This is a genomic window from Erythrobacter colymbi (assembly GCF_002155685.1).
Lineage (GTDB): Bacteria > Pseudomonadota > Alphaproteobacteria > Sphingomonadales > Sphingomonadaceae > Erythrobacter > Erythrobacter colymbi.
This window is the reverse complement of sequence record NZ_MUYK01000002.1, coordinates 626,475-652,969: the sequence shown is the minus strand read 5'-3', so window position 1 is coordinate 652,969 and position 26,495 is coordinate 626,475. Positions and strand designations below refer to the sequence as shown.

25 protein-coding genes are annotated in these 26,495 nt (G+C 67.3%); 12 read left to right on the top strand and 13 right to left on the bottom strand.

Annotation, left to right across the window (positions count from 1 at the left end; all coding sequences use genetic code 11):
* Positions 1–44 precede the first annotated feature (44 nt).
* Both BZF57_RS06445 and BZF57_RS06440 read left to right on the top strand, forming a co-directional pair.
* Positions 45–1,094 (top strand): phosphotransferase family protein, encoded by a 1,050-nt coding sequence (locus BZF57_RS06445; protein ID WP_086735820.1) that lies wholly within the window; start codon positions 45–47, stop codon positions 1,092–1,094.
* Positions 1,095–1,098: 4 nt separating this feature from the next.
* Entirely contained in the window at positions 1,099–2,172 is a 1,074-nt protein-coding gene (locus BZF57_RS06440) for an Rv3169 family protein (RefSeq protein ID WP_086735818.1), read from the top strand.
* Positions 2,173–2,193: 21 nt separating this feature from the next.
* On the opposite strand, the gene BZF57_RS06435 is transcribed toward BZF57_RS06440, so the two are convergent.
* From BZF57_RS06435 to BZF57_RS06410, 6 genes are all read right to left on the bottom strand, one after another.
* On the bottom strand, positions 2,194–2,712 hold the full coding sequence (locus BZF57_RS06435) for a pyridoxamine 5'-phosphate oxidase family protein (protein WP_086735815.1): 519 nt from the start codon (positions 2,710–2,712) through the stop codon (positions 2,194–2,196).
* 56 nt (positions 2,713–2,768) lie between these two features.
* On the bottom strand, positions 2,769–3,950 hold the full coding sequence (locus BZF57_RS06430; protein WP_086735813.1) for an acetyl-CoA C-acyltransferase: 1,182 nt from the start codon (positions 3,948–3,950) through the stop codon (positions 2,769–2,771).
* Positions 3,951–3,974: 24 nt separating this feature from the next.
* Positions 3,975–4,514: a carboxymuconolactone decarboxylase family protein gene (locus BZF57_RS06425; RefSeq protein WP_206073202.1), complete on the bottom strand. Its 540-nt coding sequence runs from the start codon at positions 4,512–4,514 to the stop codon at positions 3,975–3,977.
* Positions 4,515–4,519: 5 nt separating this feature from the next.
* The gene (locus BZF57_RS06420) at positions 4,520–4,969 is read right to left on the bottom strand and encodes a MaoC family dehydratase (RefSeq protein WP_086735810.1); all 450 of its coding nucleotides are present in this window, start codon (positions 4,967–4,969) and stop codon (positions 4,520–4,522) included.
* A 112-nt stretch (positions 4,970–5,081) separates the two neighbouring features.
* Positions 5,082–6,464, bottom strand: a complete 1,383-nt coding sequence (locus BZF57_RS06415) for a DUF5935 domain-containing protein (RefSeq protein WP_086735808.1) — start codon at positions 6,462–6,464, stop codon at positions 5,082–5,084.
* Positions 6,457–6,672 carry a hypothetical protein gene (locus BZF57_RS06410; protein WP_086735806.1) on the bottom strand — a complete coding sequence of 72 codons (216 nt, stop codon included), beginning with the start codon at positions 6,670–6,672 and terminating at the stop codon, positions 6,457–6,459. The genes BZF57_RS06415 and BZF57_RS06410 overlap by 8 nt, the downstream gene beginning before the upstream one ends.
* Positions 6,673–6,763: 91 nt before the next feature.
* Here BZF57_RS06410 and BZF57_RS06405 point away from each other — a divergent pair, with 91 nt between their 5' ends.
* The 4 genes from BZF57_RS06405 (at position 6,764) to BZF57_RS06390 (ending at position 15,523) form a co-directional block, all read left to right on the top strand.
* On the top strand, positions 6,764–8,017 hold the full coding sequence (locus tag BZF57_RS06405) for a TIGR04063 family PEP-CTERM/XrtA system glycosyltransferase (protein WP_086735804.1): 1,254 nt from the start codon (positions 6,764–6,766) through the stop codon (positions 8,015–8,017).
* 7 nt (positions 8,018–8,024) lie between these two features.
* A complete protein-coding gene (locus tag BZF57_RS06400; RefSeq protein WP_086735802.1) occupies positions 8,025–9,059 on the top strand; it encodes a hypothetical protein in 1,035 nt (344 codons plus the stop codon).
* 276 nt (positions 9,060–9,335) lie between these two features.
* On the top strand, positions 9,336–13,976 hold the full coding sequence (gene gltB, locus BZF57_RS06395; protein ID WP_086735800.1) for a glutamate synthase large subunit: 4,641 nt from the start codon (positions 9,336–9,338) through the stop codon (positions 13,974–13,976).
* A gap of 110 nt (positions 13,977–14,086) precedes the next feature.
* Positions 14,087–15,523, top strand: a complete 1,437-nt coding sequence (locus BZF57_RS06390) for a glutamate synthase subunit beta (protein ID WP_086735798.1) — start codon at positions 14,087–14,089, stop codon at positions 15,521–15,523.
* Positions 15,524–15,568: 45 nt separating this feature from the next.
* Here BZF57_RS06390 and BZF57_RS06385 read toward each other — a convergent pair whose 3' ends face one another.
* Genes BZF57_RS06385 through BZF57_RS06370 form a run of 4 tightly spaced genes read right to left on the bottom strand, consistent with a single transcriptional unit; the run spans position 15,569 to position 19,004 of the window.
* Complete coding sequence (locus BZF57_RS06385; RefSeq protein ID WP_086735796.1) at positions 15,569–15,952, bottom strand: copper resistance protein CopC; 384 nt, start codon at positions 15,950–15,952, stop codon at positions 15,569–15,571.
* Positions 15,953–15,993: 41 nt separating this feature from the next.
* Positions 15,994–16,875 (bottom strand): copper resistance protein B, encoded by an 882-nt coding sequence (locus BZF57_RS06380; RefSeq protein ID WP_240505871.1) that lies wholly within the window; start codon positions 16,873–16,875, stop codon positions 15,994–15,996.
* Positions 16,872–18,569 carry a copper resistance system multicopper oxidase gene (locus BZF57_RS06375; protein ID WP_086736016.1) on the bottom strand — a complete coding sequence of 566 codons (1,698 nt, stop codon included), beginning with the start codon at positions 18,567–18,569 and terminating at the stop codon, positions 16,872–16,874. The genes BZF57_RS06380 and BZF57_RS06375 overlap by 4 nt, the downstream gene beginning before the upstream one ends.
* Before the next feature lie 12 nt (positions 18,570–18,581).
* The gene (locus BZF57_RS06370; protein WP_086735794.1) at positions 18,582–19,004 is read right to left on the bottom strand and encodes a MerR family transcriptional regulator; all 423 of its coding nucleotides are present in this window, start codon (positions 19,002–19,004) and stop codon (positions 18,582–18,584) included.
* Positions 19,005–19,082: 78 nt separating this feature from the next.
* Between BZF57_RS06370 and BZF57_RS06365 the strand changes: the two genes are divergently transcribed.
* The 3 genes from BZF57_RS06365 (at position 19,083) to BZF57_RS06355 (ending at position 21,181) form a co-directional block, all read left to right on the top strand.
* Positions 19,083–19,832 (top strand): glutaredoxin family protein, encoded by a 750-nt coding sequence (locus tag BZF57_RS06365; RefSeq protein ID WP_086735792.1) that lies wholly within the window; start codon positions 19,083–19,085, stop codon positions 19,830–19,832.
* 54 nt (positions 19,833–19,886) lie between these two features.
* Positions 19,887–20,210, top strand: a complete 324-nt coding sequence (locus BZF57_RS06360) for a YnfA family protein (protein WP_086735790.1) — start codon at positions 19,887–19,889, stop codon at positions 20,208–20,210.
* A gap of 86 nt (positions 20,211–20,296) precedes the next feature.
* Positions 20,297–21,181 (top strand): DUF5694 domain-containing protein, encoded by an 885-nt coding sequence (locus tag BZF57_RS06355; protein ID WP_086735788.1) that lies wholly within the window; start codon positions 20,297–20,299, stop codon positions 21,179–21,181.
* A 3-nt stretch (positions 21,182–21,184) separates the two neighbouring features.
* Here the strand turns inward: BZF57_RS06355 and BZF57_RS06350 are convergent, their stop codons facing one another.
* A complete protein-coding gene (locus BZF57_RS06350; RefSeq protein ID WP_086735786.1) occupies positions 21,185–21,859 on the bottom strand; it encodes a nitroreductase in 675 nt (224 codons plus the stop codon).
* A 61-nt stretch (positions 21,860–21,920) separates the two neighbouring features.
* Here BZF57_RS06350 and BZF57_RS20595 point away from each other — a divergent pair, with 61 nt between their 5' ends.
* Complete coding sequence (locus tag BZF57_RS20595) at positions 21,921–22,352, top strand: hypothetical protein (protein WP_143738382.1); 432 nt, start codon at positions 21,921–21,923, stop codon at positions 22,350–22,352.
* Positions 22,353–22,355: 3 nt separating this feature from the next.
* Here BZF57_RS20595 and hemA read toward each other — a convergent pair whose 3' ends face one another.
* Entirely contained in the window at positions 22,356–23,576 is a 1,221-nt protein-coding gene (gene hemA, locus BZF57_RS06345; RefSeq protein WP_086735784.1) for a 5-aminolevulinate synthase, read from the bottom strand.
* Positions 23,577–23,753: 177 nt separating this feature from the next.
* Complete coding sequence (gene murI / locus BZF57_RS06340) at positions 23,754–24,557, bottom strand: glutamate racemase (protein ID WP_086735782.1); 804 nt, start codon at positions 24,555–24,557, stop codon at positions 23,754–23,756.
* 111 nt (positions 24,558–24,668) lie between these two features.
* On the opposite strand from murI, the gene plsY reads away from it, so the two are divergent.
* Both plsY and dprA read left to right on the top strand, forming a co-directional pair.
* Complete coding sequence (plsY, locus tag BZF57_RS06335) at positions 24,669–25,256, top strand: glycerol-3-phosphate 1-O-acyltransferase PlsY (protein ID WP_086735780.1); 588 nt, start codon at positions 24,669–24,671, stop codon at positions 25,254–25,256.
* A gap of 16 nt (positions 25,257–25,272) precedes the next feature.
* Positions 25,273–26,409, top strand: coding sequence for a DNA-processing protein DprA (gene dprA, locus BZF57_RS06330; RefSeq protein ID WP_086735778.1), 1,137 nt, complete (start codon positions 25,273–25,275; stop codon positions 26,407–26,409).
* Positions 26,410–26,495 lie beyond the last annotated feature (86 nt).

The window sequence follows — 26,495 nt, the reverse complement described above, 5'->3', positions numbered from 1 at the left end:
CCCGCACGGGCGGCGCTGCTACGTTCGTGTGCGGAGAGGGACACATGGACGGATTTCCGGCGCATCCGGATACAATCACCGATGACTGGTGGCAGGCGGTTCTCGGCCGCGTGCCGGACGCGTGGCGCTGGGAGCCGATCGGCACCGGGCAAGTGGGCGATTCGGTGCGCTTCACGCTGGATTTTGGCGAGGAGACGGTAACGCTCGCGGGCAAGTTCGCCGCCGCCGATCCCACCAGCCGCGCGACCGCCGCGATGCTCGGGCTCTATGCCAAGGAGGTGCGCTTCTACCGCGATATCGCGCCGCAGCTCCCGGTCCGCACGCCGCGCACCCACGTCGCCGAGATCGCCGAGGACGGCGCGAGCTTCGTGCTGCTGTTCGAGGACCTCGGCCCGGCGCGGGGCGGCAACCAGCTGGCGGGCTGCACCCTCGCCGAGGCGCGGCTGGTGGTCGAGCAGGCCGCCGCGCTCCATGCGCCGGGGTGGCGCAATGAAGCGATCCTCGGGCTCGACTGGCTCCAGCCCAATCCCGCCGCCAATGCCCAGGTGAAGGCACTCTATCCGCAGGCGCAGGCGATCTTCCGCGAGCGCTATGCGGGCGTGCTCGAACCCGAATTCATGGCGCTGTGCGAGGAGCTGGCGGCAATCACCGCTGCCACCGACCGCCAGCATGACGCGCCCGTCAGCCTCGTCCACGGCGACTTCCGGCTGGACAATGTGCTGTTCGATATCAGGGGCGGGGCGGAACCCATTGCGGTGCTCGACTGGCAGACGCTCACAATCGGCAACGGCCTCACCGATATCGGCTACTTCCTCGGCTGCGGGATCGGCGACACGCTGCGACGCGAGGCCGAGAGCGAACTGCTCGATCTCTACTGCGCCGCCATGACCGCCCGCGGCGTGCCGCTGACGCGGGAGGCGATCTGGGACGACTATGTCCTCGGCGCGCTCCACGGGGTCTCGACCGCGGTGTTCAGCAGCGCCTTCGTGGTGCGCACCGAGCGGGGCGACGCGAACTTCCTGTCGATGGCGCGCGGGGCCTGCGCGCTCGCGCACCAGCACAGCAGCCTCGACCTTCTGAAGCGCAAAGGATGACCCGATGGCCTTGAGCAGGGGTGACGATTACCCGATCCACCAGACCCCCGATTCGGTCGCCTATTCCGGCACCGACCGCAATTTCTACGACCGCTATTTCTTCAACGGCTATGCGCCCGATGGCAGCAGCTTCTTTGCGGTGGCCTTCGGGGTCTATCCGAATCTCGACGTCGCCGACGCGCATTTTTGCGTCGTGCGTGATGGCGTCCAGCACTGCCTCCACGCCAGTCGCCGGCTCGGCATGGAGCGGATGGAGCTATCCTGCGGCCCCGTCCGGATCGAGGTGCTGGAGCCGCTCCAGCGCCTGCGGGTGGTGGTCGAGGGGGAGGGCATCGCCGCCGACCTCACCTTCACGGGCCGCGCCTTTCCCATTGAGGAGCCGCGCTTCACCTGGCGCGTGGGGCCGCGCACGGTGATGGACTACACCCGCCTCACCCAGAACGGGCATTACGAGGGCTGGATCGAGGTCGACGGGGGGCGCGAGGTGCTCCCCGCAGGCAGCGCCGGCACTCGCGACCGCAGCTGGGGCGTGCGGCCCATCGGCGCGGCCGATCCGCAGTTTGCGGGCAAGACGGTGCCGCAGTTCTTCTGGCAGTGGACGCCGGTGAACCTGCCGGGCCGCAGCCTGTTCTTCCATTTGAACGCCCATGCCGATGGCACGCCGTGGAACACCCGCGCGGTGATCGCGCCCGACGGGGCGGGGGCGGACGGCTTCCACGACGATCACGCGCCAGTGATGGCAACGCAGCTCGCAGACGGCACCCGCTGGCCCGCATCGGGCGAATTGCAGGCGGGGGGCGAGACCTTCCGCCTCACGCCGCTTGCGCGCTTCCAGATGCGCGGACTGGGCTATACCTCGCCCAAGTGGGGCCACGGGCTCGATCACGGGCTGCTCGAGGTCGAGCGCGAGACCATCGACCTTGCGACAATCGATCCCGCGCGGCCCGACAACCTGCACGTGCAGATGCTCTGCCGCGTCGAGGGACCGGGGGGTGAAAGCGGCCTCGGCGTGTTCGAACAACTCGCCATCGGCGACTATGCACCGCTTGGCCTTACGGGGATGACGGGGCGGGAGTGAACCTCCCGCCCGCGCGCGCTCTTACAGCCGCACCTCGGCGACCTTGTCCTTGTAGTCCTGCTTGGGATCGATCCCGATCAGCATCTTGATCCCGGCCACCAGCGAGGAGGCGTCGATCCAGATCTCGGCATCCTCGGGGTCGAGCCGGATGAGGGCGATCTTGGGATCGTCCTTGCCCTCGTACCATGCCGCGACAAAGCGGTTCCACAGCCGGTCGATGGTCGCGCGGTCGCGGGTGGTGGAGAGGTTGCCGTGGACCGTCGCCCAGACATCGTGGCCCTTGCTCACGAAATGCGCCATCGCGCGGGGGCTGGCATCGCCCAGTTCCTGCTGCTGGACCTGCCGGTAGAGCTGGTTGTCGGTCGCGGTGAAGAACCACACGGGCCCGCGATACTCGTCACCGTCAAACAGTTCGTCTTCCAGCTGCGCGGTCATCGGACGGGCGTGGCCGTCCTCGCCCTCGGCCAGGCCGAGGAACATCGTCATGTCGCTTTTGAGCGCTTTCCAGAACTTCGAACGGATTTCCGCGTCGGTCGCCATGCCTGTCTCCTGTGCTTGGGGACAGGCGCTAGCGCCGACGCGGAAAAAAGTTCCGCTTAGAAGACCTCGAAGAGACCAGCCGCGCCCATGCCGCCACCAACGCACATGGTGACGACCACATACTTGGCGCCGCGGCGCTTGCCTTCGATCAGCGCGTGGCCGGTGCAGCGCGCGCCGGTCATGCCATAGGGGTGGCCGATCGAGATCGAGCCGCCGCTGACGTTGAGGATGTCATTGTCGATGCCGAGCTGGTCGCGGCAGTACAGCACCTGCACCGCGAAGGCCTCGTTCAGTTCCCACAGGCCGATGTCGTCCATCTTGAGGCCGGTCTGCTTGAGCAGCTTCGGGATCGCGAAGACGGGGCCGATGCCCATTTCGTCAGGCTCGGTGCCCGCGACCGCCATGCCGACATAGCGGCCGAGCGGCTGTAGACCGCGCTGTTCGGCGAGCTTGGCTTCCATCAGCACCGCGGCCGAGGAACCGTCCGACAGCTGCGAGGCGTTGCCCGCGGTGATGTTCATGCCCGGGCCCATCACCGGGTTGAGGCTCTGGAGGCCTTCGAGCGTGGTCTCGGGGCGGTTGCCTTCGTCCTTGGTGACGGTGATTTCGCGCTGCGAGACTTCCTTCGTCTCCTTGTCGACCACGTTCATGGTCACGGTGACGGGGACGATTTCCGCGTCCAGACGGCCCTCAGCCTGCGCCTGCGCGGTGCGCATCTGCGACTGGTAGGCGTATTCGTCCTGCGCCTCGCGGCTGATGTTGTAGCGCTTGGCCACGGTCTCGGCGGTGCCGAGCATCGGCATGTAGACGTCCTTGTGCATCGCAATCAGCGAGCGGTCGGGCGAGACGCGCATCTCGGGGGTCTGGACCATCGAGATCGAGTCCTGACCGCCGCCGACGACGATATCCATGTTGTCGACGATGATCTGCTTGGCGGCTGTGGCAATCGCCATCAGGCCCGAGGAGCACTGGCGGTCGATGGTCTGGGCCGAAACGCCCACGGGGCAGCCGGCGCGCAGCGCGACCTGACGGCCGATATTGCCAGCCTGTGTCCCTTGCGTGAGGACCGCGCCCCAGACGACGTCGTCGATCTGGCCGGCTTCGATCCCGGCACGCTCGATCGCGGGCGCAAGGCTCAGCGCGCCGAGCGTGGCGCCGGGGGTGGCGTTGAAAGCGCCCTTGTAGGCGCGCCCGATGGGCGTGCGGGCGGTGGAGACGATAACGGCGTCACGTGCCATGTTGGGTATCCTTGTTGAAAGAAGTCAGTCGGGGAACCGTGCCGCCCCGTCTTCGAGCGGCAGGTCGAGCGCGCCGCAGATCAGCGACACGCCGTGATAGAAAGCGACAAGTTGCACCACTTCGAGCACTTCTTCTTCCGAGAAGTGCGCCCGAAGGTCAGCCCATTGAGCCTCAGACAGGCGTTTGTGGTCGAGCAGGGCGTCGACCCCGGCGATCAGTGCCGCTTCGCTCGCGGTCCATACCGGATCGGCGGCGGTGCCGTGCACCAGAGCGCGTTGCTGCGCTTCGTCGATCCCGGCCTTCTCCGCAAAGCCGCGGATGTGGACGCCGTATTCGTACTCGCAGCCGCAGCGCGCCGTGGTCCGGTCGATAACCAGCTCGCGGTCACGCAGGGACAGCGGGCCACGGTCGAGCATCGAGCCGGCGGTGAACTTCCCCCACGCCCGCTCGTGCTTGGCGAGGGTGGTGAACAGCTTCAGCGGCGGCGCGCCGCGCATGAGCACGGCCATCGCCCGGGCGAAAGGCTCGGGGTAAGGCTCGGCGAGGGGTTCGATGCGGGCCACGGGGCTCACACGAAGTATTGCGTGATCCACTCGCACATCAGGGCGGGCTTGTCCTCGCCTTCGATCTCGATGGTGATCTCGCAGGTCTGCTGCCACTGGCCGGGGCGCTTCTCGACCATTTCGGTGAGCTTCCAGACGCCGCGGATGCGCTTGCCGGCGCGGACCGGGGCGATGAAGCGCGTCTTGTTGCCGCCGTAGTTCACGCCCATCTTCACGCCGTCGATGCGCGGCGCGCCGCCGTTGGCGCCGAGATAGGGGATCATCGACAAGGTCAGGAAGCCGTGGGCGATGGTCCCGCCGAAGGGGGTCATCTTGGCCATCTCTTCGTTGACGTGGATGAACTGGTGGTCACCGGTCGCCTCGGCGAACTGGTTGATGCGCTCCTGGCTCATCTCCACCCATTCGCTGGTGCCGATCACTTCGCCAACCTTGGCGGCCAAATCCTGCGGGTTCATCGGGCTCCTCCTTTGTGTGTCGGGCGGCACGATCCGGGTGCCGCCTGCCTCGTTGCGCCGCGTGTCATGGCGCAACACAAGGGGGAGCGCAACGCTCCGAAGAAATGGCGCGCTATGCCGCTACGGCACCGCGCACCTGACCCGTGATCGCCTCGCGCCGCGCGGTGCTGCGATCGAGCAGCGAGCGGGCCGAATCGATCCGCAGGCAATAGGTGTGGAGCCCGATCTGGAGGCCGACCAGCATCAGCATCACCGGCTGATAGGCGATCCCCTGGAACAGCGCGCCAACGAGGTAGATGATCGCCCCCATCTGCAAGGCCGCGGCGAGCGGGGCGATCCAGCGGGTCGCCTCGTCCTCTTCCTTCTTCCAGCGCCGCTGGAGGCGCTCCATCTGCCACAGCCCGATGAAATGGAGAGAGAGCCACATGATCAGCCCCGGCCAGCCCTGCTCGCCGAGCATCTCGAACACCGAGGAATGGAACGCGCGGCCCTTGTCCTCGACCTCCTGGTAGGTGACCGTGGTGGTGTTCCCCGCCGTCTGCTTGACCGGCATGACATAAGCAAAGCGGTTGGAGCGGTAGGCATCGAACCCGCCGCCGAAGGGCTTTTCGGCGACGTAGTTGAGCGTCCATTCCCACACCGCCACGCGGGTCGAGGCGCTCTCGTCGCCGCCCGGCTGGGCGATGGTCGACATGCGGTTGTAGTAGGACTGCGGCAGGAAGGGCAGGGCGGTGAGGCCCAGCACCGCCGCGCCCGCGACGAACAGGAAGCGCCGCTTGGTGTAACGCAGCATCAGCCCCGCGAGCGCGGCGATGCACAGCAGGCCCGTGCGCGCCTCGGTGCCGATGGGGACGAGCAGGCAGGCGAAGGTCAGCGCCACCGCGAACACCGTCACCGTCCAGTGCGGCCGAAAGATCGTGCCGTGCCGCACGAACCACCACAGCATCGGGATCAGCCCGATCGCGACCGTGGCGAGGGTCGAGCTTTCGTAGATGCCGCTGTTGTCGTTCACGAAGAACTTGAGGTTCTGGTAGCCCCCGCCGCCGAGGATCGTCTTCATCCCCGTCCCGATCACGATCGTCGCGACCGACAGCAGCAGCACCAGCGCCAGCCCCTCGATCCGCGCGCGGGTGGTGAGGGTGAGCGGCAGGAAGATCGCGAAGAGCAGCGCCTTCCACACCCAGTCCCACTTGGTCTGGGCCTCGACCGGGAAATCGGCGTGGCCGGTGGTCCACCAGCAATAGACGAGCAGCGCCAGCATCAGCCCCTGCCGCAGGGTGAAGCGCGCCCCCTCCTTGCGGTCGAGGGCGAGCCAGCCGCCGAAGGCTGCGGCAAAGGCGATCAGCGAGACCGGGATGGTGGTGATCAGCGTAAAGCCGATCCGTTGCGGCGCGAGAATGTCGATATAGACATAGAGCAGCACCCACAGGAACGAGCGCCTGAGGCCGAGTACCAGCACATAGCCGATGAAGGCGAGGAGAACGAGATCAAGCACGCGCGTCGGTGCCGTCGGTCTGGCCATCCGCCCGCTCGCGGCGGGCCGCGTTGCGTCCGGCGACGCTGGTGGCCTTGCGATTGCTTGTCGTCTCGGCCTTGATCTCTTCGATCAGCGGATCGGTATCGAGCCCAGCGCGCATCACCAAGCGCAGCAGGGCAATGGCCAGAAGGCCATGTCCAAGAGCAAGCGCGAAGTAATCGATCATGGGGCGGGCGGCTTTCGGGGGCGGTGGGCTGCCAGCTTTACCCGCAGGCAGTTGACGCGGCGTTAAGCACGCCTGCGATAGGCAAGCGGCCATGACCCGCGTTCTCCACGTTCTCGACCACTCGCTGCCGCTCCACAGCGGCTACACCTTCCGCACCCGCGCGATCCTGAAGGCGCAGGAAGGGCACGGGGTGGAAGTGCGCGGGATCACCGGGCAGCGGCACAATCTCGAGGCGGCGGTGACGGGGCCGCGCGAAGAGGCCGACGGCCTGATCTTTCACCGCACCCCCGGCGTTCCCTCAGGCCCGCCGCCCTTGCGCGAGATGGGCGAGATCGAGGCGCTGACCGCCGCGATCATCCGGCTCGCCGACGAATGGCGTCCCGACATCATCCACGCCCATTCGCCCGCTCTGTGCGGCGCGGCGGCGCAGCGTGCGGCGCGCGCGCTCGGCGTGCCCTTCGTCTACGAGATCCGCGCCTTCTGGGAGGATGCGGCGGTCGGCAACCTGACGGGGACCGAGGGCAGCCTCAAATACCGCCTCACCCGCGCGCTCGAAACCCGCGTCGCCAAGGGAGCGGATGCGCTGTTCACCATCTGCCACGGCCTCAAGGACGATCTGGTCGCGCGCGGCATTCCTGCGGGGCGTGTCAATGTGATGCCCAACGGGGTCGACCTGTCGCTGTTCGGCGATCCCCCGCCGCGCGACGAGGCGCTTGCCGTAGAACTCGGCATCGCCCCCGGCGCGCCGGTGATCGGCTATATCGGCAGCTTCTATGCCTATGAAGGCGTCGACGATCTGATCGCGGCCATGCCGCTGCTGCGCCAGTCGCACCCCGAGGCGCGGCTGCTGCTCGTGGGAGCCGGGCCGATGGACGAGCCCTGGCGCGCCGCCGCCGCGCGCCTGCCTGAGCCCGAGGCCGTGATCTTTACCGGCCGCGTGCCGCACACGGCGGTCGAGCGCTACTATTCGCTGGTCGACGTGCTCGCCTATCCGAGGAAGGCCCAGCGCCTGACCGATCTGGTCACGCCCCTGAAGCCCCTCGAAGCGATGGCGCAGCGCCGGCTGGTCGCGGCCTCCAGCGTCGGCGGGCACCGCGAGCTCATCACCGACGGCGAGACCGGCACGCTGTTCGCGCCCGACGATCCCGCCGCCTGCGCCGCCGCGCTCGCGCGCCTGCTCGACAATCGCGACGGTTGGGAGGCGATGAAGGCGCGCGGTGTGGCCCATGTGCGCACCCGCCATGACTGGGCCGAAAATGCGCGCAATTATCTTCCTGTTTACCATCTCTTGCTAGCCCCGGGTAACGACGCCAGCGCGCATCGCGCGGCACAGATAACGGGGTAAACGTCGCATGAAATCGGGGCAGAAGGGTCTCTCGCAGCAGCGCAAGCGCAAGAGGGGCCGCAGTCCGGCGCGCGCGCCGCTTTCTGCCCACCGTGCTTTCGCGCCGCTGCTCGGGACATGGGGCGCAGCCCTCGGCGCCGGTGTGGTGATGGTGCTGCCCTCGTCGCTGGTTACCGAAGCGATGGACGGCACCCTGATCGGCACCTGGGGCGCGGGCGGGCAGATCTTCCTTGCCGCGACCGCCGCGAGCGTGCTGGGCGGCTCGCTTTACGCCTTGGCTTCGGGAATGAGCCGCCGCGCGCGCCGCAACAACAGCACGCCTTCGGTGGTAGAATTCGCGGTGCGGCAGGTGACGCCGATCAATCCGGCGCGCGATCTCGGCAGCCGCAGCCTCGACGAACCGCTCGAGGCCATGCCTTTCAGCACCCCCGCCTGGCGCGACGCCGATCTCGACACGCCGCGCCGCGCGCCCGAACCGCGTCCTGCACGGCAGGAGCCGGTGCGGCATTCTGAGCCTGTGGCGGAGACCGTCGCCGAAGCCGAAGTCGCTCCGGCACCGGTTGAGCTCGATCTGGCAGACTTCGCCGAGCTTCCCGGCCGCAATGCCGTTTGGGTGGACGAGACGCCCGCTCCCGAGCCTGCTCCCGCGTCCGAGCCCGTCGCTGCAACGCCTGCGCAGCCCGATCCGGTCGCCGATATGCGCGCCCGCCGTCTGCGCGCTGTCACCCCGCCGCCGCCCGCGCCGGGCACGGCGGCGCTGGCCCGCCTGCGCGCCACGCCTGCGAGCGAGCTGAGCCTCGTCGAGATGGTCGAGCGCTTCGCCGGCGCGCTTCACGAACACCGCGAGATGCCCGCGGGCCACGCGCCCAATCCGGCCGAACTCGCCGCCCGCGAAGCCGCGCTGGCCGAAGCGCTGCGCGCGCTCGCTGCTCTCAGCGGGGGCACGACCGCCGCGGCCCGCCGTCCCTCGCGTGAGGATCCGCTGCGCGCCGCGCTCGCCCAGCTCCAGCCGCGCCGCGAAATGCAGCACGGCCACGCCTAGGCGCGCGTGCGCGCAAAAGCTGCAACGGTTGGGGCCGCTGCATGCATCACGCGCAATCAACCTAAAGTCTGAATAGGTCTGCGAGAAATATTCCTTCACGCGGAGCCCTTGCCAAACCCGCTTCCTGTCGGCATGAGGGGCCCGAAAACGGGCCGGTGAAACCCCCAAAGGGGTGATCCAGCCCGCGTGACCTGCCCAAGGCGTGTTCCCTGCATGAGCGATCATGCAATCAAGGGTTCGCGCCTGTCGGCATCTGACAGAACGGACTTTTTGCCAATGGGATACCCCTCCTCCCAGGGTCTCTATGACCCCGCCAACGAACATGACGCCTGCGGCGTCGGCATGGTTGCGCACATCAAGGGAGAGAAAAGCCACGCGATCATCGCGCAGGCGCTGGAGATTCTCGAGAAGCTCGACCATCGCGGTGCGGTGGGCGCTGACCCGCTGCTGGGCGATGGCGCGGGGATTCTGATCCAGATTCCCGATCCGCTGATTCGCCGCTGGGCCGAGGCTGAAGGCCACGATCTGCCGCAGCCGGGCGAATACGCCGTCGGCATGTGCTTCCTCCCGCAGGACGAGCGCGCGCGCGCCTTCGTCAAGGAGCGGATGGAGGCCTTCACCGCCAAGGAAGGCCAGCGCTTCATCGGCTGGCGCGACGTGCCGACCACGCCCGCCGGTCTCGGTGCGGCGGTGATCGCCTCGATGCCGGTGATCGAGATGGCGGTGATCGGCCGCGGCGCGAACTGCCCCGATCAGGACGCCTTCGAGCGCAAGCTGCTCACGATCCGCAAGCAAGTGCAGAACCCGCTCGCCCAGCTTGCCGAAAAGCACGGTCTGCCCGGCGTGACCGAGACCTATATTCCCTCGTTCTCGACCCGCACGGTGGTCTACAAGGGGCTGCTTCTGGCGACGCAGGTCGGCTCGTTCTACGATGACCTGCGCGATCCGGCCTGCGTCTCGGCGCTTGGCCTCGTCCACCAGCGTTTCTCGACCAACACCTTCCCGAGCTGGCGGCTCGCGCACCCGTTCCGCTTCATCGCCCACAATGGCGAGATCAACACGGTGCGCGGCAACGTCAACTGGATGAACGCCCGCCGCCGCACGATGGAAAGCGAGCTGCTCGGGCCGGATCTCGACAAGATGTGGCCGATCATCCCCCATGGGCAATCGGACACGGCCTGTCTTGATAACGCCTTGGAACTGCTGATCGCAGGCGGATATTCCCTCGCCCATGCGATGATGATCCTCATCCCCGAAGCCTGGGCCGGCAACGCGCTGATGACGCCTGAACGGCGCGCCTTCTACGAATATCATGCCGCGCTGATGGAGCCGTGGGACGGCCCGGCGTCGGTGTGCTTCACCGATGGCCGCCAGATCGGCGCGACGCTCGACCGCAACGGACTTCGTCCCGCGCGCTTCTGCGTCACCAAGGACGACATCGTCTGCCTCGCCTCGGAAAGCGGCGTGCTGCCCTTTGCCGAGGCCGACATCGTGAGGAAGTGGCGCTTGCAGCCGGGCAAGATGCTGCTGATCGACCTCGAACAGGGCCGCATCATCGAGGATGACGAGCTCAAGGCCGATCTCGCCAATGCGCACCCCTATGCCGAGTGGCTGCATCAGGCGCAGTACAAGCTCGAGGACATCACCGACGTAGTGCCCGAACTCGCGGCGATCCCGGCCGAGGACGGCACGCTGCTCCAGCGCCAGCAGGCTTTCGGTTACACGCAGGAAGACATCACCCGCTTCCTCGAGCCGATGGCGGTGGATGGTGACGATCCCATCGGTTCGATGGGCACCGACACGCCGATTGCCGTGCTGTCGGACCGTGCGCGGCTGCTCTACGATTACTTCAAGCAGAACTTCGCGCAGGTCACCAACCCGCCGATCGATCCGATCCGCGAGGAACTGGTGATGAGCCTCACCAGCATGATCGGCCCGCGCCCGAACCTGCTGGGCCGCGACGCGGGGACGCACAAGCGCCTCGAGGTCGACCAGCCTATCCTGACGAACGAGGATCTTGCCAAGATCCGTTCGGTGGAGGAAGCGCTCGATGGCGCTTTCCGCTGTGCCACGATCGACATCACCTGGGATGCCAAGAGCGGGGCTGAAGGCCTTGAAATGGCGCTCAAGGAAATGTGCTGGGCGGCGACCGAAGCCGTGCTTCAGGACCACAACATCCTTGTCCTCAGCGACCGCGGCCAGTCCGAAACCCGCGTGCCGATGCCAGCGTTGCTGGCGACAGCGGCGGTGCATCACCACCTCGTGCGGCAGGGCCTGAGGATGCAGACCGGCCTCGTGGTCGAAACCGGCGAAGCGCGCGAGGTGCATCACTTCTGCGTGCTGGCGGGCTACGGCGCGGAGGCGATCAACCCCTACCTCGCCTTCGAGACGATCGAGGCCCTGCGCGCCAAGCGCCACCCGGAGCTGCCCGCCACCAAGGTGCAGCAGAACTTCATCAAGGGCGTGGGCAAGGGCATCCGCAAGGTCATGTCCAAGATGGGCATTTCGACCTACCAGTCCTATTGCGGCGCGCAGATTTTCGATGCGGTGGGGCTCTCTAGCGCCTTCGTCGAGAAGTACTTCACCGGCACCGCCACCACCATCGAAGGCATCGGCCTTGCCGAAGTCGCCGAGGAAGCGCTGCGCCGTCACGGGCAGGCCTACGGGGACAACCCGCTCTATGACGGGATGCTCGATGTGGGCGGGATCTACCAGTACCGCCTGCGCGGCGAGGAGCACGCCTGGACCCCGCAGAACGTCGCCCAGTTGCAGCACGCGGTGCGCGGCAATGATCCGAAGAATTACGAGGAATTCGCCAAGTCGATCAACGAGCAGTCCGAGCGCCTGCTGACGATCCGCGGCCTGCTCGAATTCAAGAAGGCCGACAAGCCGATCCCTCTCGACGAGGTGGAACCCGCCTCGGAAATCGTGAAGCGCTTCTCGACCGGCGCGATGAGCCTCGGCTCGATCAGCCACGAAGCGCACTCGACCATGGCGATCGCGATGAACCGCATCGGCGGGCGCTCGAACACGGGCGAAGGCGGGGAGGAGCCGTTCCGCTTCAAGCCGCTCGCCAACGGGGATTCGATGCGCAGTCGCATCAAGCAGGTCGCGAGCGGCCGCTTCGGCGTCACCACCGAATATCTCGTCAATTCGGACGACATCCAGATCAAGATGGCGCAGGGCGCGAAGCCAGGCGAGGGCGGTCAGCTGCCCGGGCACAAGGTCGACAAGCGCATCGGCGCGGTGCGGCACTCGACCCCGGGCGTGGGCCTGATCTCGCCGCCGCCGCACCACGACATCTATTCGATCGAAGACCTCGCGCAGCTGATCCACGACTTGAAGAACGTGAACCCGGTCGCGCGGATTTCAGTGAAGCTGGTGTCCGAAGTGGGCGTCGGCACGGTCGCGGCGGGCGTTTCCAAGGCGCGCGCGGACCACGTGACGATCGCGGGCTATGACGGGGGCACGGGCGCTTCGCCGCTGACCTCGCTGACGCACGCCGGATCGCCGTGGGAGATCGGGCTTGCCGAGACCCAGCAGACGCTGCTGCTCAACGATCTGCGTGCGCGGATCGCGGTGCAGGTCGACGGCGGGCTCCGGACCGGCCGCGACGTTGCCATCGGCGCGCTGCTGGGTGCGGACGAGTTCGGCTTTGCCACCGCCCCGCTGATCGCTGCGGGCTGCATCATGATGAGGAAGTGCCACCTCAACACCTGCCCCGTCGGCGTCGCCACGCAGGACCCGGTGCTGCGCGCGCGCTTCACCGGCCAGCCCGAGCACGTGGTCAACTACATGTTCTTCGTCGCCGAGGAACTGCGCCAGATCATGGCCGAGATGGGCTTCCGCACCGTCGCCGAGATGGTCGGCCGAGTCGACCGGCTCGACACGCGCCGGATGGAACGCCACTGGAAGGCGCGCGGGGTCGACCTGTCGCGCATCCTCCACCAGGTGCCCCTGAAGGACGGGGCCTCGCTCCGCCAGATCGGCACGCAGGACCACGGGCTCGAAGGCGCGCTCGACAACAAGCTGATCGCCGATTGCCGCACGGCGATCGACACGAAGCAGCCGGTGCAGCTCGAATACGAGGTGCGTAATGTCAACCGCACGGTCGGCGCAATGCTCTCGGGCGAGATCGCCAAGGCGCACGGGCACGAGGGCCTGCCGACCGACACGATCCGCATTAACCTGACGGGCGTGGCCGGACAGAGCTTCGGCGCATGGCTGGCCCACGGCGTGACGCTCGATCTGGTCGGCGATGCCAACGACTATGTCGGCAAGGGTCTCTCGGGCGGCCGCATCATCGTGCGCCAGCCCGCCGATGCCCCGCGCGCCGCGCAGGATAACATCATCGTCGGCAACACCGTCATGTACGGCGCGATTGCGGGCGAGGCCTATTTCAACGGCGTCGCGGGCGAGCGTTTCGCGGTCCGCAACTCGGGCGCCATTGCGGTGGTCGAGGGCACCGGGGATCACGGCTGCGAATACATGACCGGCGGCGTCGTCGTCGTGCTCGGCAAGACCGGGCGCAACTTCGCGGCGGGCATGAGCGGCGGGGTCGCCTATGTCTATGACCCCGACGGCGCCTTCACCGACCTCGTCAACCACGCGCAGGTCGATCTGCTGCCGATCGCGGCAGGGCCGGATGCCGAGGAAGGGACGGGCCGCCCGTCACAGCGTCCGCGCTCGGTCAACGACTTCGGCATGGGCGACATGCTGCGCCACGATGCCGAGCGGCTGCGCATCCTTGTCGAGCGGCACCAGCTCCACACTGGCTCCAAGCTGGCGGGCGAATTGCTCGCTGACTGGGACGCGGCGCTCGCCAAGTTCGTCAAGGTGATGCCGCGCGACTATGCGGCAGCGCTCAGGAAGCTCGAAGCGGAACGGCTCGAGGCCGAAAGCGTCGCAGCGGAATAAGGTGTTCCCACCCCCAACCCCTCCCGCAAGCGGGAGGGGAGCGAGACTTGGCGGCGCAGCCGCCTAGTCGCAGCGGGGTGGGCCTACGGAACATGAGAAGGTAACGACAAGTGGGCAAGGAAACCGGATTTCTCGAGCTGGACCGCCGCGAGCGGGATTATCTCGACCCGAAAGAGCGCCTGAAGAACTACCGCGAATTTGTCATCCAGCCGGATGATGCGACGCTGACGGGCCAGGCCTCGCGCTGCATGAATTGCGGCATTCCCTACTGCCATAACGGCTGTCCGGTGAACAACATGATCCCGGACTGGAACCACCTGGTCTACGAGGCGGACTGGAAGCGCGCGCTGGCGATGCTCCACTCCACCAACAACTTCCCAGAATTCACCGGCCGCATCTGCCCCGCGCCCTGCGAGGCGGCCTGCACGCTCAACATCATCGACCAGCCGGTCACCATCAAGTCGATCGAATGCGCCATCGTCGACCGCGGGTGGAAGGAAGGCTGGATCACGCCGCAGGTGCCTGCGAAGAAGACCGGCAAGTCGGTCGCGGTGGTGGGCTCGGGCCCGGCAGGCCTCGCCTGCGCCCAGCAGCTCGCGCGCGCGGGTCATTCGGTGACGGTGTTCGAGAAGAGCGACCGCGTCGGCGGGCTGCTGCGTTACGGCATCCCCGACTTCAAGATGGAAAAGCACCTCATCAACCGCCGCTGCGTGCAGATGGAGGCCGAGGGCGTCACGTTCAAAACCTCCAAGGAAGTCGGCGTCGACATCTCCTTCGCCTCGCTGCAGGAGAATTTCGACGCGGTGGTGCTGGCCGGCGGCGCGGAAGATGCGCGTTCGCTCCAGATCCCTGGCGCGGAAATGCCCGGCGTGCGGCTGGCGATGGAGTTCCTCACCCAGCAGAACAAGCGCGTCGCGGGTGACGACGAGCTGCGCGCCGCCCCGCGCGGCTCCTTGCTCGCGACTGGCAAGCACGTGGTCGTGCTCGGCGGCGGCGACACCGGCTCGGACTGCGTGGGCACCTCGAACCGGCAGGGTGCGCTCAGCGTTACCCAGCTCGAGATCATGCCCAAGCCGCCCGAGAAGGAAGACAAGGCGCTGACCTGGCCCGACTGGCCGATGAAGCTGCGCACCTCGTCCTCGCACCAGGAAGGCGTCGAGCGCGACTGGGCGGTCCTGGCCAAGCGCGTGATCGGCGATGGTGAGGCGGTGACCGGGCTCGAATGCGTGCGCGTCGAGTGGGTCGGCGGCCAGATGCAGGAAATCGCGGGCAGCGAATTCACGATTCCCGCCGATCTGATCCTGCTGGCGATGGGCTTCGTCGGGCCGAAAAAAGCCGGCCTGCTCGAACAGGCGGGGGTCGAGCTGACTGCGCGCGGCAATGTCGATGCGGACACCAACAGCTACGCCACCAGCGCTCCGGGCGTGTTCGCCTGCGGCGACATGCGGCGCGGGCAGAGCCTTGTCGTCTGGGCGATCCGCGAGGGCCGTCAGGCCGCGCGCGCGGTCGACGAGGCGCTGATGGGCGTCTCGGAACTCCCGCGCTGAATCAGAAGGCCGCGCCGACGAGCGTCGGGCGCGGCCTTCCGGTTGTTACTTCACGTCGAACTTGACCGTGCCGGCCATCGGGTGGCCGTCGCTCGCGGTGGCCTTCCAGCGCACCTCGTAGGTGCCGGCGGGCAGCGGCTTGGCGAGGCTCAGCGTCAGGGTCTTGCCATCGGCCGAGAAGGCGGGGGTGAAGTTCCGGATCGGCATCTCGCCGTGGTTCGGCATGCCCGGCATCGCGGTCATGATGATCGCGGCGCTGGTCTTGGCCTTGTCGACCGACTGGCTGAAGGTGAGGGTGACGGTCTTCGTCCCCTTGGCCGCCGCCGCACCGGCCGCGGGGGTCGAGGCGGTCAGCTGGACATGGGCCGAAAGCGCCGCAGGGGTGAGCGCGGCGAGGGCGAGGGCGGCGATGAGGGCAGGGGTACGCATGGGGGTTCGTATATCCTTCGTGTGGTCGGGGTTTGGGGTTGTCAGAACCAGAAGCGGATGCCGGCGACGAGGCTGGTGACGGAAGGGTCTTCGCCGCGCAAGCGCGCAAAGTCCGCGCCCTGTCCGATCCGCCATGATTGCTCGATGCCGATATAAGGCGCGAACTCGCGGGCGATCTCGTAGCGCAGCCTCACGCCAGCCTCGATCTGGTCGATGCCTGCGCCGATGCCAAGAGCGGGAATGTCCTGGCCTGCCAGATTGGCCTCGACGCGCGGCTGGAGGATCAGGCGCTGGGTGATGCGCTGGTCGATCTCGGCCTCGATCCGCGCGGTGACATCGCCGCGGGTGCTGAGGAACAGCGCCGCGTCCACCTCGAACATGTAAGGCGCAAGGCCCTGGATGCCGATCACGGCGTGGGTGGTATCGGCTCCTGCGAAATCGTGGCGGATACCGGCCTGCAAGTCCCAGAAGGGCCGGATCGCGGCGGAATAGAGCGCCTGCACCTCGCCATCCTCGGGCTTGCCACCCCATTCGCCTTCGCCCTCGGACTTGACCCAGAGGCGGCGCGTCGGCGTGCCGTACCAGCCCTGCACATCCCACAGATAGCCGTCGCGCCCCTCGCGAATGTGCGTCTCCAGCCGCTCGGCCTGGAGCCACAGCAGCGGGAAATCGCCGTGCATTTTCCTGAGATCCTCGCGCGAGGCGGCCATTGCTTCGGCGCCCCAGATCGCGTCGGCCGCGCGCGGCGGGCCGCTGCCGGCTTCGGGTGGGGGCGGGGTCTCCATCTCGGGGCCGGGGGAGACGGGGGCGTCCGGCTCGGCCGCCATATCGCCCATGTCGTGCCCCGCGTGGCCTGCGTGGCTTTCCTGCGCGGCGAGCGGCGCGGCGGCGGCGAGCGCGATCACGGGGAGGAGCGGCTTCACGCCTCCGGCCCCATCACCGTCACGGTCTGCATCATCCCGCCGTGCATGTGGTAGAGTAGGTGGCAGTGGAACGCCCAGTCGCCCGGCGCATCCGCCGTCAGATCGAACGTCGCGCTCGCACCCGGCTGCACGATCACCACGCTCTTGCGCGGCTGGTGCGCCGGCGCCTCGCCGTTCACCAGCGTGAAGAACATCCCGTGCAGGTGGATCGGGTGCGCCATCATGGTGTTGTTGACGAGCTTCACCCGCACCCGCTCCTTGTGGGCGAAGCGCAGCGGCTTGTCGGTGACGGCGGAGTACATCTCCCCGTCGAAGGACCACATGTAGCGCTCCATGTTGCCGGTGAGGTGGAGCTCGAGCAGGCGCGAGGGCTCGCGGGTGTCGGTGTTCGGCTCGAGCGCCGCCAACATGCGGTAGTTGAGCACACGGTGCTCCACATCGCGCAGGCCGAGGCCGGGATCGCCGAGCTTGTCGACCGGCTGCATCGCAACCATGTCGATGCCGGGGCCGACCTTCACATCGGGCGGCAGCAGCAGCGTGTCGCGCATCTTCATGCCCTCCATGCTGTGCGAGCCGCCGTCCCCGTGGTTCATGCCCATGTCGCCCATGTCGAGCAGCGGGGGCTTGCGCGGCGGCGGGATCGCGGCGCGCGCGCCGGGGCGGCTCGCCAGCGTCGCTATCGCCATGCCGGAGCGGTCCATGCTCTCCGCGACGATCGTATAGGCATCGGCGGTGGGCCGGATGATCACGTCATAGGTCTCGGCGGTGCCGATCTGGAACTCGTCGACCTCCACGGGGGCCACGTTCTGCCCGTCCGAGGCGATCACCGTCATCGGCAGGCCGGGAATGCGCAGATTGAAGAAGGTCATCGCCGAGCCGTTGATGACGCGCAGCCGGATGCGCTCGCCGGGGTTGAACGCGAACTCCATCCCCTCCTTCGGCCCGCGGCCGTTGGCGAGATAGGTGTAGGTCGAGCCGGTCACATCGGCGATGTCGGTCGCGGGCATGCGCATTTCCGCCCACATCCGCCGGTCCGCCGCCGAGAGCGGGTAGTCGTCAGCCCAGGCGGTCTGCTGGTAGTTGAAGTAGCCTTCGCCCTTCCTCAGCCGGTCCATGATCCGGTGGGGATGGAGCGGGGTGAACTCGCTCAGCAGCAGGATGTAGTCGCGGTCATAGTCCGCCGGCTCCGCGCCTGCCGGGTCGATCACCAGCGGGCCGTAATGCCCCTGCTGCTCCTGAAGGCCCGAATGCGAGTGATACCAGTAGGTGCCCGACTGCTTGATCGGGAATTCGTAGGAGAAGGTCTGCCCCGGCCTGATGCCCGGAAAGCTGATGCCCGGCACCCCGTCCATGTGGAACGGCACGAGGAGACCGTGCCAGTGGATCGAGGTATCCTCCGACAGGTGGTTGGTGACATTCAGGCGGACATTCTGGCCTTCCTTCAGCCGGATCAGCGGCCCCGGCACCGATCCGTTGACTGCCACCCCGTGCCCCTTGCGCCCCTGCACCACGCGCGGGCCATGCCCGACGGCAAGGTCGATCACCGTGCCCGACACCTGGTCGAAGCCCACACGGATCATCGCGCCGCCCTTCATCGCGTGGAGCGAATGGCCCTGCGCCCAGGCGGGCACGGCCGCCAGACCGGCCGCAGCACCGGCAGCGCGGACGAAGCCGCGGCGGGAGATATCGGACATGCTCATGTCACCCTATACGCGGCGCTTGCCGGCGGGGTTGCCAACATGGATGGTTTTCGCCGGAATGCTGAAGGCGCCAAGGATCGGGCAGGGGCCGTCCTCGCCGTGGGCGCATTCCCTCACGAGGGTCTTGAGCGCCGAACGCATCGTCTTCAGCGTCGCGATCTTCTCGTCGATCGCAGCGATCCGCGCCTCGGCGAGCGCGCGGGCGGCGGTGCGGTCGTCATGGTCGAGGCCAAGGAGGGTGGCGATCTCCTCGAGCGTGAAGCCCGCGGTCTGCGCCGCGCGGATCGAGAGCAGGCGTTCGAGATCGCCCTCGGTGTAACGCCGCGCACCCTCGCCTCGCGGCGGCTCGGGCAGCAGCCCGCGGCGCTGGTAGAAGCGGATCGTCTCGACCGATACGCCGCCTTTGCGGGCCAGATCACCGATTTTCATTTTGACCTCTTGAAACCGTACCACAGTACGGGACTTATATACGGGCCATCCGATGAACTTCAAGGGAACAAAATCGCGATGAGCAACGACCCCCGCACCGCCGTCCTCCACCGCATGGTGATGCCCGGCCACACCTGCCCCTATGGCCTCAAGGCGCGCCACCTGCTGCGCTCGCGCGGCTATGCGGTCGAGGACCACCACCTCACGACGCGCGAAGAGACCGACCGCTTCAAGGCCGAACTCGGCGTCGCCACCACGCCGCAGACCTTCATCGATGGCGTGCGGATTGGCGGCTATGACGACCTGCGCCGCTATTTCGGCCTGAAAGTGGCCGATCCGAACGCCACAACCTACCGCCCCGTGATCGCGCTCTTCGCCATGACCGCGCTGATGGCGATGGCGGCGGGCTATGCGGTCGACGGCACCGCGATCAGCATCCGCGCGGGCGAATGGTTCGTCGCCTTCTCGATGTGCGCGCTGGCGCTGCTCAAGCTCCAGGATGTCGAGAAATTCGCGACGATGTTCCTGAACTACGACCTGCTCGCGCGGCGCTGGGTGCCTTACGGGCGGATCTATCCCTTCGCCGAAGGGCTGGCGGGCGTGCTGATGGTTGCGGGCGCGCTTCGCTGGCTGTCGGTCCCGATCGCGCTGTTCATCGGCAGCATCGGCGCGGCGAGCGTGTTCAAGGCGGTCTATATCGACAAGCGCGAGCTCAAATGCGCCTGCGTTGGCGGCAGCAGCAACGTGCCCCTAGGCTTCGTCTCGCTCACCGAGAACGTGATGATGGTCGCGATGGCCGTGTGGATGATCGCCAAGCCGGGGATGTAGCGGGAGAGCGGCGGACGTGGCTCCGGTTCCCGCATCCTGCTAGGAGGGCAGGGCATGAGCCTTGCCCTCTACTTCCTTGCCGCAGTGGCCGAGATCGGCGGTTGCTTCGCTTTCTGGGCCTGGGCGCGCGACGACCGCTCGCCGCTGTGGCTGGTGCCCGGGCTGGCGAGCCTCGCGCTCTTCGCCTTCCTCCTCACCCGCGTCGAAAGTGCCCACGCGGGCCGTGCCTTTGCCGCCTATGGCGGCGTCTACATCGCCGCAAGCCTCGGCTGGATGTGGGCGGTGGAGGGCGCGCGGCCCGACCGGTGGGATATCATCGGCGGCGCAATGTGCCTCGCCGGCGCGGGGATGATCCTGTGGGGACCGCGCGGAGTGTAAGAGGATAGTGCAGACGGGCTCTGCCGGAAATTGTTTTCCCCCTTTGTGGTGTGTTAATGCAATAATGCACCAGTGGAGGGTGAAGCATGAAATTTCTGAAAACACTGGTCGGGATCGCAGCGCTGCTCGCCGCGCCTGTGCTGGCTCAAGAGCCGCCCCGACCGCAAGGCCCCTCCGACCGCACAGCCGCGCCGGTCCAGGTCATGATCCTGGGCATGTATCATTTCGCCAATCCCGGCCGCGATCTGGCCAATATGGACGTTGATGATGTGCTCGCCGCAAGGCGGCAGGCCGAGATTGCCGCTGTGGTGAACAGTCTTGCTGCGTGGGCTCCAACGAAGATCGCCGTAGAAGACGAGGCTGCGACGCCGTCGCTCGCCTTGCCCGACTTCGCAGAGACCGACACCCTGCTGAAGACGTCACGCAGCGAGAGCATCCAGATCGGCTTCCGTCTCGCGCGCCTGCTCGGCCATCATGCTGTTTACGGCTATGACGAGAGAGGGGGAGAGGGCGAGCCGGACTACTTCCCGCTCGATAAAGTCCAGGCCTTTGCCGAGGCGAACGGCATGGCCGATGAGCTTGCCGCGATTTTCGCCGAAGTCGAAGCCATGACGAGCGAGCAAAACGCACGGCTGGGCACCCAGTCGATCGCTGTGTCGCTCTTCGACCACAACGATGGCAAGGCCCTGGCGCTGTTGCACGACAGGATCTACTACGGCCTTCTCCGCTTCGGCGACGGCACCGTGCAACCCGGTGCAGAGCTCAATGCCTATTGGTACATGCGCAACGCGAAAATGTTCGCGAAGATCGTAATGGTTGCCAAGCCCGGCGACCGCGTTCTCGTCATTGCTGGCAGCGGTCACGCCACGTGGCTGAGGCACTTCGCACAACACACACCGGGCTTCGAGCTTGTCGAAACGATGCCCTATCTTGAACGCGCGGCCGAGCGTTCGCGGGCCGCTACGCCCTAGCCCTCAGTCGAACCCCACGAACCGCGCCGCCTCGCTCACCTCGCGGCGGGTGATCTTGACCGGGTTGGCGGGGAAATCGGGGTCGGGCCAGCCGAGCGCGACGGCCTTCATGATCACCTGATCCTCGGGGATGCCGGCGTGTTCGCGCACCACGGGGCTTTGCATGATCCCTTGCGAGTTGATCACGCAGCCCAGGCCCTTGCTCCACGCGGCATTGACCAGCGCCGTGGTGACGGCGCCGCAATCGAACACCGTGTCGTCGGCGTCGGAGAGCGCCTTGTCATAGGTGATGATGACGCAGACCGGCGCGTCGAACTGGCGGAAGCCGCGCAGCACCCAGTCCTGCCGCGCTGCCTTGTCATCGCGACCGATGCCCATCGCCTCGAATAGCTGGATCGCGCAGCCGACCTGCCGGTCGCGGTGGACACCCTCGAACGGGCGGCCCTTGCGGAACTCGCGGCTGTCGGGCTCGCCTGCAAGGATGCGCTCGGTATTACCCTTGCGGATGCGGTCGAGCGGCTCGCCGGTGATGACGTGGAAGTGATAGGGCTGGGTGTTCATCGACGAGGGCGAGCGCATCGCCATCGTCAGGATTTCCTCGATCAGTGCGCGTGGCACAGGCTGGTCGAGATAGCCGCGAATAGAACGGCGGCTGAGAACCACTTCTTCATATGTCATGGGAGTTGCCTTTTAAGTATAAAGACACATAATTGGGCGCGGAATAGCGAGAGGGGTGCGAATGTTCGAAATTCTGTCAATTTTGGGATCATTGGCATCAATTGCATCCTTGGCACAGCAAATCGGGCTGTCTGCCACTTCGGATGGAAGACCGGACGTATCGGATTTCATTCGGCGAGTTCGCGCCAGCCTCACGCCCGCACAGCGAAATGCCCTCTCAATCAAGGGCGCCGACGAAATCGTCGGTGTGCTTATTATTGACCCGGGTCTCCTAAAAGAAATCAGAAAGCAAATTGAAGGTTGTATCGAAAGATACAAGAAGGCCATGAGCCACCCGAGTCAGGCCGAAAGAAGCGTCGCTGACACACGTGCGGAACGGTGTGTTTGTGAATTCCTCAATAAGATCAAACGCCGGAATGATGGGGAGCTTCCTGCCGGCCAATTCAGGGACTGGTGGAAGTCATATCGCTGCGTTGACGATTACGAATACTGAAATTTAGGCAGCCTCCGCCAGCCCCAGCTCCAGCCGGTCCCAGATTTCGACCAGCGCCGCGGTCAGCTCGTCCATCATCTCTTCGGTGTGGTGCGGGCCGGGGGTGAAGCGCAGGCGCTCGGTGCCGCGGGGGACAGTGGGGAAGTTGATCGGCTGCACATAGACGCCGTATTCGGCGAGCAGGATGTCGCTGATCTTCTTGGCGCGCACCGGATCGCCGACCATCAGCGGGACGATGTGGGTGACAGAGTCCATCACCGGCAGGCCCGCCTCGGCGAACTTGAGCTTGAGCATCGCGGCGGCGCGCTGCTGGGCGTTGCGCTCGACGCTGCTCTCCTTGAGGTGCCGCACCGAGGCGAGCACGCCTGCGACCAGCACGGGCGAGAGCGAGGTCGTGAAGATGAAGCCCGGCGCGTAGGAGCGGATGCAGTCGACGACCTTGGCCGAAGCCGCGATATAGCCGCCCATCACGCCGAAGGCCTTGCCGAGCGTGCCTTCGATGATGTCGATCCGATGCGCCGCACCGTCACGCTCCGAAATCCCGCCGCCGCGCGCGCCGTACATGCCGACCGCGTGGACCTCGTCGATATAGGTGAGCGCGTTGTACTTTTCGGCAAGGTCGCAGATCGCGTGGATCGGGGCGACGTCGCCGTCCATCGAATAGACGCTCTCGAAGGCAATCAGCTTGGGCGTGTCGATATCGACGCTCGCCAGCAGTTCCTCGAGGTGGGCCACGTCATTGTGGCGGAAGACCTTCTTCTCGCAGCCCGAATTGCGGATGCCGGCGATCATGCTGGCGTGGTTCAGCTCGTCCGAGAAGATCACGCAGCCCGGCAGCAGCTTCGCCAGCGTCGAGAGCGTCGCGTCGTTCGAGACATAGCCCGAGGTGAACAGCAGCGCGGTATCCTTGCCGTGGAGGTCGGCCAGCTCGCGCTCGAGCTCGACATGGAGGTGCGTGTTGCCGCCGATGTTGCGGGTGCCGCCCGAGCCTGCGCCGACGTCGTGGAGCGCGGCTTCCATCGCACCGATCACCTTGTCGTGCTGGCCCATGCACAGGTAGTCGTTTGAGCACCACACCGTGATGGGCTTGGGGCCGTTGTGCCCGTGGAAGCAGCGCGCGTTGGGATAGGCGCCCTTGTTGCGCATGATGTCGATGAAGACGCGGTAACGGCCTTCCTCGTGCAGACGGTCGATCGCGGAATCGAAGATCTGGTCGTAGTTCACTCGCGTCTCGCTGCTCTCGCGGCCGCCATCTGGGAGGGCGGGCACGGGTTCCTGCCTGGGATCTTTTGTCCGGCCATAACGCCCGAAAGGGCGGTTGGTTTCGGCGCTATTTAAGGGCCGCGCAGCGCTTTTGCTATCCCGATCTTTGCGAGCGTTTCGCAAGGGGTGGTGCGGGAATCAGAACGCCTCGGCCGCTCCGAAACCGCGGGCGGCGAGCACGGGCTCGAGGCCGTCGGCACCGGAGATCGGCCCGGTGACCACGAAGCGGTTCGGGCCGGAGGAGGGCGCGAAGCTCTGCCCTTCGAGAAGGTGCGCGATCCGCCGCGCGATCCCTGCCGCACCGTCGACCTGCCGCACGTCCGCGCCGAAAGCCTGCGCCAGCTCCTCGGACAGCAGCGGGAAGTGGGTGCAGGCGAGCACCAGCGTGTCGATGTTCTCGCCACCCGCCATCGCGGTCAGGCGATCGCGGACGTCGGCGATCAGCGCGGGATCGACCGGCTGGCCCCGAAGCTTCGCCTCGGCCGCCTGCACCAGCCCCGGCGCGGCGACCCGCAGCAGGCGCTTGCCCTGCGCAAACTGCGCCTCGAGATCGTCGACATAGCGCTGGCGGATCGTCGCCTCGGTGCCGACGAGACCGATCGTGCCGGTCTGCGTCAGCGCCGCGGCGGGCTTGATTGCGGGGACGGTGCCGACCACCGGAATCTCCAGCACATCGCGCACCATGCCCAATGCGATGGTGGAAGCGGTGTTGCAGGCGATGCAGGCGAGCCGCGGCTGCCAGCGCTCCGCCATGCGGCCCAGAAGCCCTGCGACCCGCGCGGCGATCTGCGCCTCGGTCTTGGTGCCATAGGGCAGGCCCGCGAGGTCGGCGGCATAGATGACAGGCGCATCCGGCAGCACGGCGCGCAGGGCGTCATAGACCGTGAGGCCCCCGACACCGGAGTCGAACAGCAGGATGGGGGAGGAAGGGGCGTCCGACAAAAAACCTCCGTTCGGGCTGAGCTTGTCGAAGCCCTGTCTTTCTTTTGGCTTACTGCGCGCTAGAAGAAGTGCGGCCCTTCGACAAGCTCAGGGCGAACGGGATGGGAATTGATGAACGCTGTTTTCGCCGCCCTATTGGGCTTTGCCTTGGGCTCGATCCCCTTCGGCCTGATCCTCACCCGCGCGGCGGGGCTGGGAGATGTGAGGAAGATCGGCAGCGGCTCCATCGGGGCGACCAATGTGCTGCGCACCGGCAACAAGGGCCTCGCGGCGGCGACCGTGCTGCTCGATGCGGCCAAGGCGGTGATCCCGGTGCTGGTGGCCAAGGCCGTGTGGCCCGGCACGGAAGGGATCGCGGCCGTCGCGGCGGTGGCGGGGCACTGCTTCACCCCCTGGCTCGCCTTCAAGGGCGGCAAGGGCTTTGCGAGCGCCGCCGGAGCCCTCGGTGCGCTGGCGTGGCCCGCGATGCTCGCCTGCGCCGCGATCTGGGGGGCGACGCTGTTCCTGAGCCGGATTTCGAGCGTCTCCTCGCTCGTCAGCGTGATCGCCGCACCGGTGGTGGCCTGGGCGCTAGGCTATCCGCAGGTCATCGCACCGCTGCTCGCCATCGCCGCGATCGTCATCGTCCAGCACCGCGCCAATATCGGCCGCCTGATGCGGGGGGAGGAGCCGAAGGTCGGCTCCTCGGGCAAGACCTGATGCGGGGCCGCATCTGATGGAGAGCACAGGGTCGCAGCCAACGCTCTCTCAACAAGAGGCCTTCGCGCGCATCCGCCTGTTGCGCTCGCCCAATATCGGTCCGGTCAGCTACCGGCAGCTGCTGGCGCGGTTCGGGAGCGCAGGCGCGGCGCTCGACGCGCTGCCCGATCTCGCCAGCCGCGGCGGGCGCGCCTACCGCCCCGCCAGCGCGGAGAGCATCGAGCGCGAGGTGCTGGCCCTGCGCAAGGCGGGCGGGCGTTACCTGTTCCACGACCAGCCCGATTACCCCGCGCTGCTGGGCGAGCTCGACTCCGCCCCGCCGATCCTCACCTGCCGCGGCAACCTTGCACTGGCCAGCGCGCCCTGCGTCGCCCTTGTTGGCGCGCGCAACGCGAGCGCTGCTGCGGTGAAGCTGGCGCGCGATTTCGCTGCCGCCCTGGACGAGGCAGGCTTCACCGTCGTCTCGGGGCTGGCGCGCGGCATCGACGGCGCGGCGCACGAGGGCGCCTTTCCGCAGACCATCGGCGTGATCGCGAGCGGGATCGACATCGCCTATCCGCCGCAGCACGCCGCGCTTCAGGAGCGGATCGCGCAGGAGGCCCTGCTGATCGCCGAACAGCCCCCCGGCACCGAACCGCGCGGACGGCACTTCCCTTCGAGGAACCGCATCATCGCCGGGCTCGCCAGCGGCACGCTGGTGGTCGAGGCCGCGCCGCAATCGGGCTCGCTGATCACCGCGCGGCTGGCGGGCGAGGCGGGGCGCGAGGTGATGGCGATCCCCGGCTCCCCGCTCGATGCGCGCGCTTCGGGCTGCAACCAGCTGATCCGCGAGGGCGCGGTGCTGGTGCAATCGCCCGACGAGGTGGCCGAGCTGCTCCAGAGCTTCACCGGCGCACCGCGCTCGCGCTTCCGGGTGGCCGACGGACCGAGCGACTTCGACTATGCCGAACTCGCCCGGCTCGACTGGGGCGAGGCCCGCGCCGATCTCAGCCACGATATCGCGAGCCTCCTCACCACCGCACCCATCGGCATCGACGAGCTGATCCGCCAGTCCGGCGCCAGCGCGGCCGAGGTCCACATGGCGCTGCTCGAACTGGAGCTGGCCGGCGATCTGGTGCGCGAGGCCGACGGCGACGTGCGGCGGGCGGGGTAATCCCCCGTCATCCCGGACTTGATCCGGGGCAGGGGCACGGCACAACCCCCTTGACGCTTTCGCCGCTGCGGCCCCACCCTCGCGCG

Bases quoted from the DNA above. Each gene is read 5' to 3' on its own strand.
- BZF57_RS06445 (WP_086735820.1), top strand. From the start codon at position 45: ATGGACGGATTTCCGGCGCATCCGGATACAATCACCGATGACTGGTGG.
- BZF57_RS06440 (WP_086735818.1), top strand. From the start codon at position 1,099: ATGGCCTTGAGCAGGGGTGACGATTACCCGATCCACCAGACCCCCGAT.
- BZF57_RS06435 (WP_086735815.1), bottom strand. From the start codon at position 2,712: ATGGCGACCGACGCGGAAATCCGTTCGAAGTTCTGGAAAGCGCTCAAA.
- BZF57_RS06430 (WP_086735813.1), bottom strand. From the start codon at position 3,950: ATGGCACGTGACGCCGTTATCGTCTCCACCGCCCGCACGCCCATCGGG.
- BZF57_RS06420 (WP_086735810.1), bottom strand. From the start codon at position 4,969: ATGAACCCGCAGGATTTGGCCGCCAAGGTTGGCGAAGTGATCGGCACC.
- BZF57_RS06410 (WP_086735806.1), bottom strand. From the start codon at position 6,672: ATGATCGATTACTTCGCGCTTGCTCTTGGACATGGCCTTCTGGCCATT.
- BZF57_RS06405 (WP_086735804.1), top strand. From the start codon at position 6,764: ATGACCCGCGTTCTCCACGTTCTCGACCACTCGCTGCCGCTCCACAGC.
- BZF57_RS06400 (WP_086735802.1), top strand. From the start codon at position 8,025: ATGAAATCGGGGCAGAAGGGTCTCTCGCAGCAGCGCAAGCGCAAGAGG.
- gltB (WP_086735800.1), top strand. From the start codon at position 9,336: ATGGGATACCCCTCCTCCCAGGGTCTCTATGACCCCGCCAACGAACAT.
- BZF57_RS06385 (WP_086735796.1), bottom strand. From the start codon at position 15,952: ATGCGTACCCCTGCCCTCATCGCCGCCCTCGCCCTCGCCGCGCTCACC.
- BZF57_RS06375 (WP_086736016.1), bottom strand. From the start codon at position 18,569: ATGTCCGATATCTCCCGCCGCGGCTTCGTCCGCGCTGCCGGTGCTGCG.
- BZF57_RS06370 (WP_086735794.1), bottom strand. From the start codon at position 19,004: ATGAAAATCGGTGATCTGGCCCGCAAAGGCGGCGTATCGGTCGAGACG.
- BZF57_RS06365 (WP_086735792.1), top strand. From the start codon at position 19,083: ATGAGCAACGACCCCCGCACCGCCGTCCTCCACCGCATGGTGATGCCC.
- BZF57_RS06360 (WP_086735790.1), top strand. From the start codon at position 19,887: ATGAGCCTTGCCCTCTACTTCCTTGCCGCAGTGGCCGAGATCGGCGGT.
- BZF57_RS06355 (WP_086735788.1), top strand. From the start codon at position 20,297: ATGAAATTTCTGAAAACACTGGTCGGGATCGCAGCGCTGCTCGCCGCG.
- BZF57_RS06350 (WP_086735786.1), bottom strand. From the start codon at position 21,859: ATGACATATGAAGAAGTGGTTCTCAGCCGCCGTTCTATTCGCGGCTAT.
- BZF57_RS20595 (WP_143738382.1), top strand. From the start codon at position 21,921: ATGTTCGAAATTCTGTCAATTTTGGGATCATTGGCATCAATTGCATCC.
- plsY (WP_086735780.1), top strand. From the start codon at position 24,669: ATGAACGCTGTTTTCGCCGCCCTATTGGGCTTTGCCTTGGGCTCGATC.
- dprA (WP_086735778.1), top strand. From the start codon at position 25,273: ATGGAGAGCACAGGGTCGCAGCCAACGCTCTCTCAACAAGAGGCCTTC.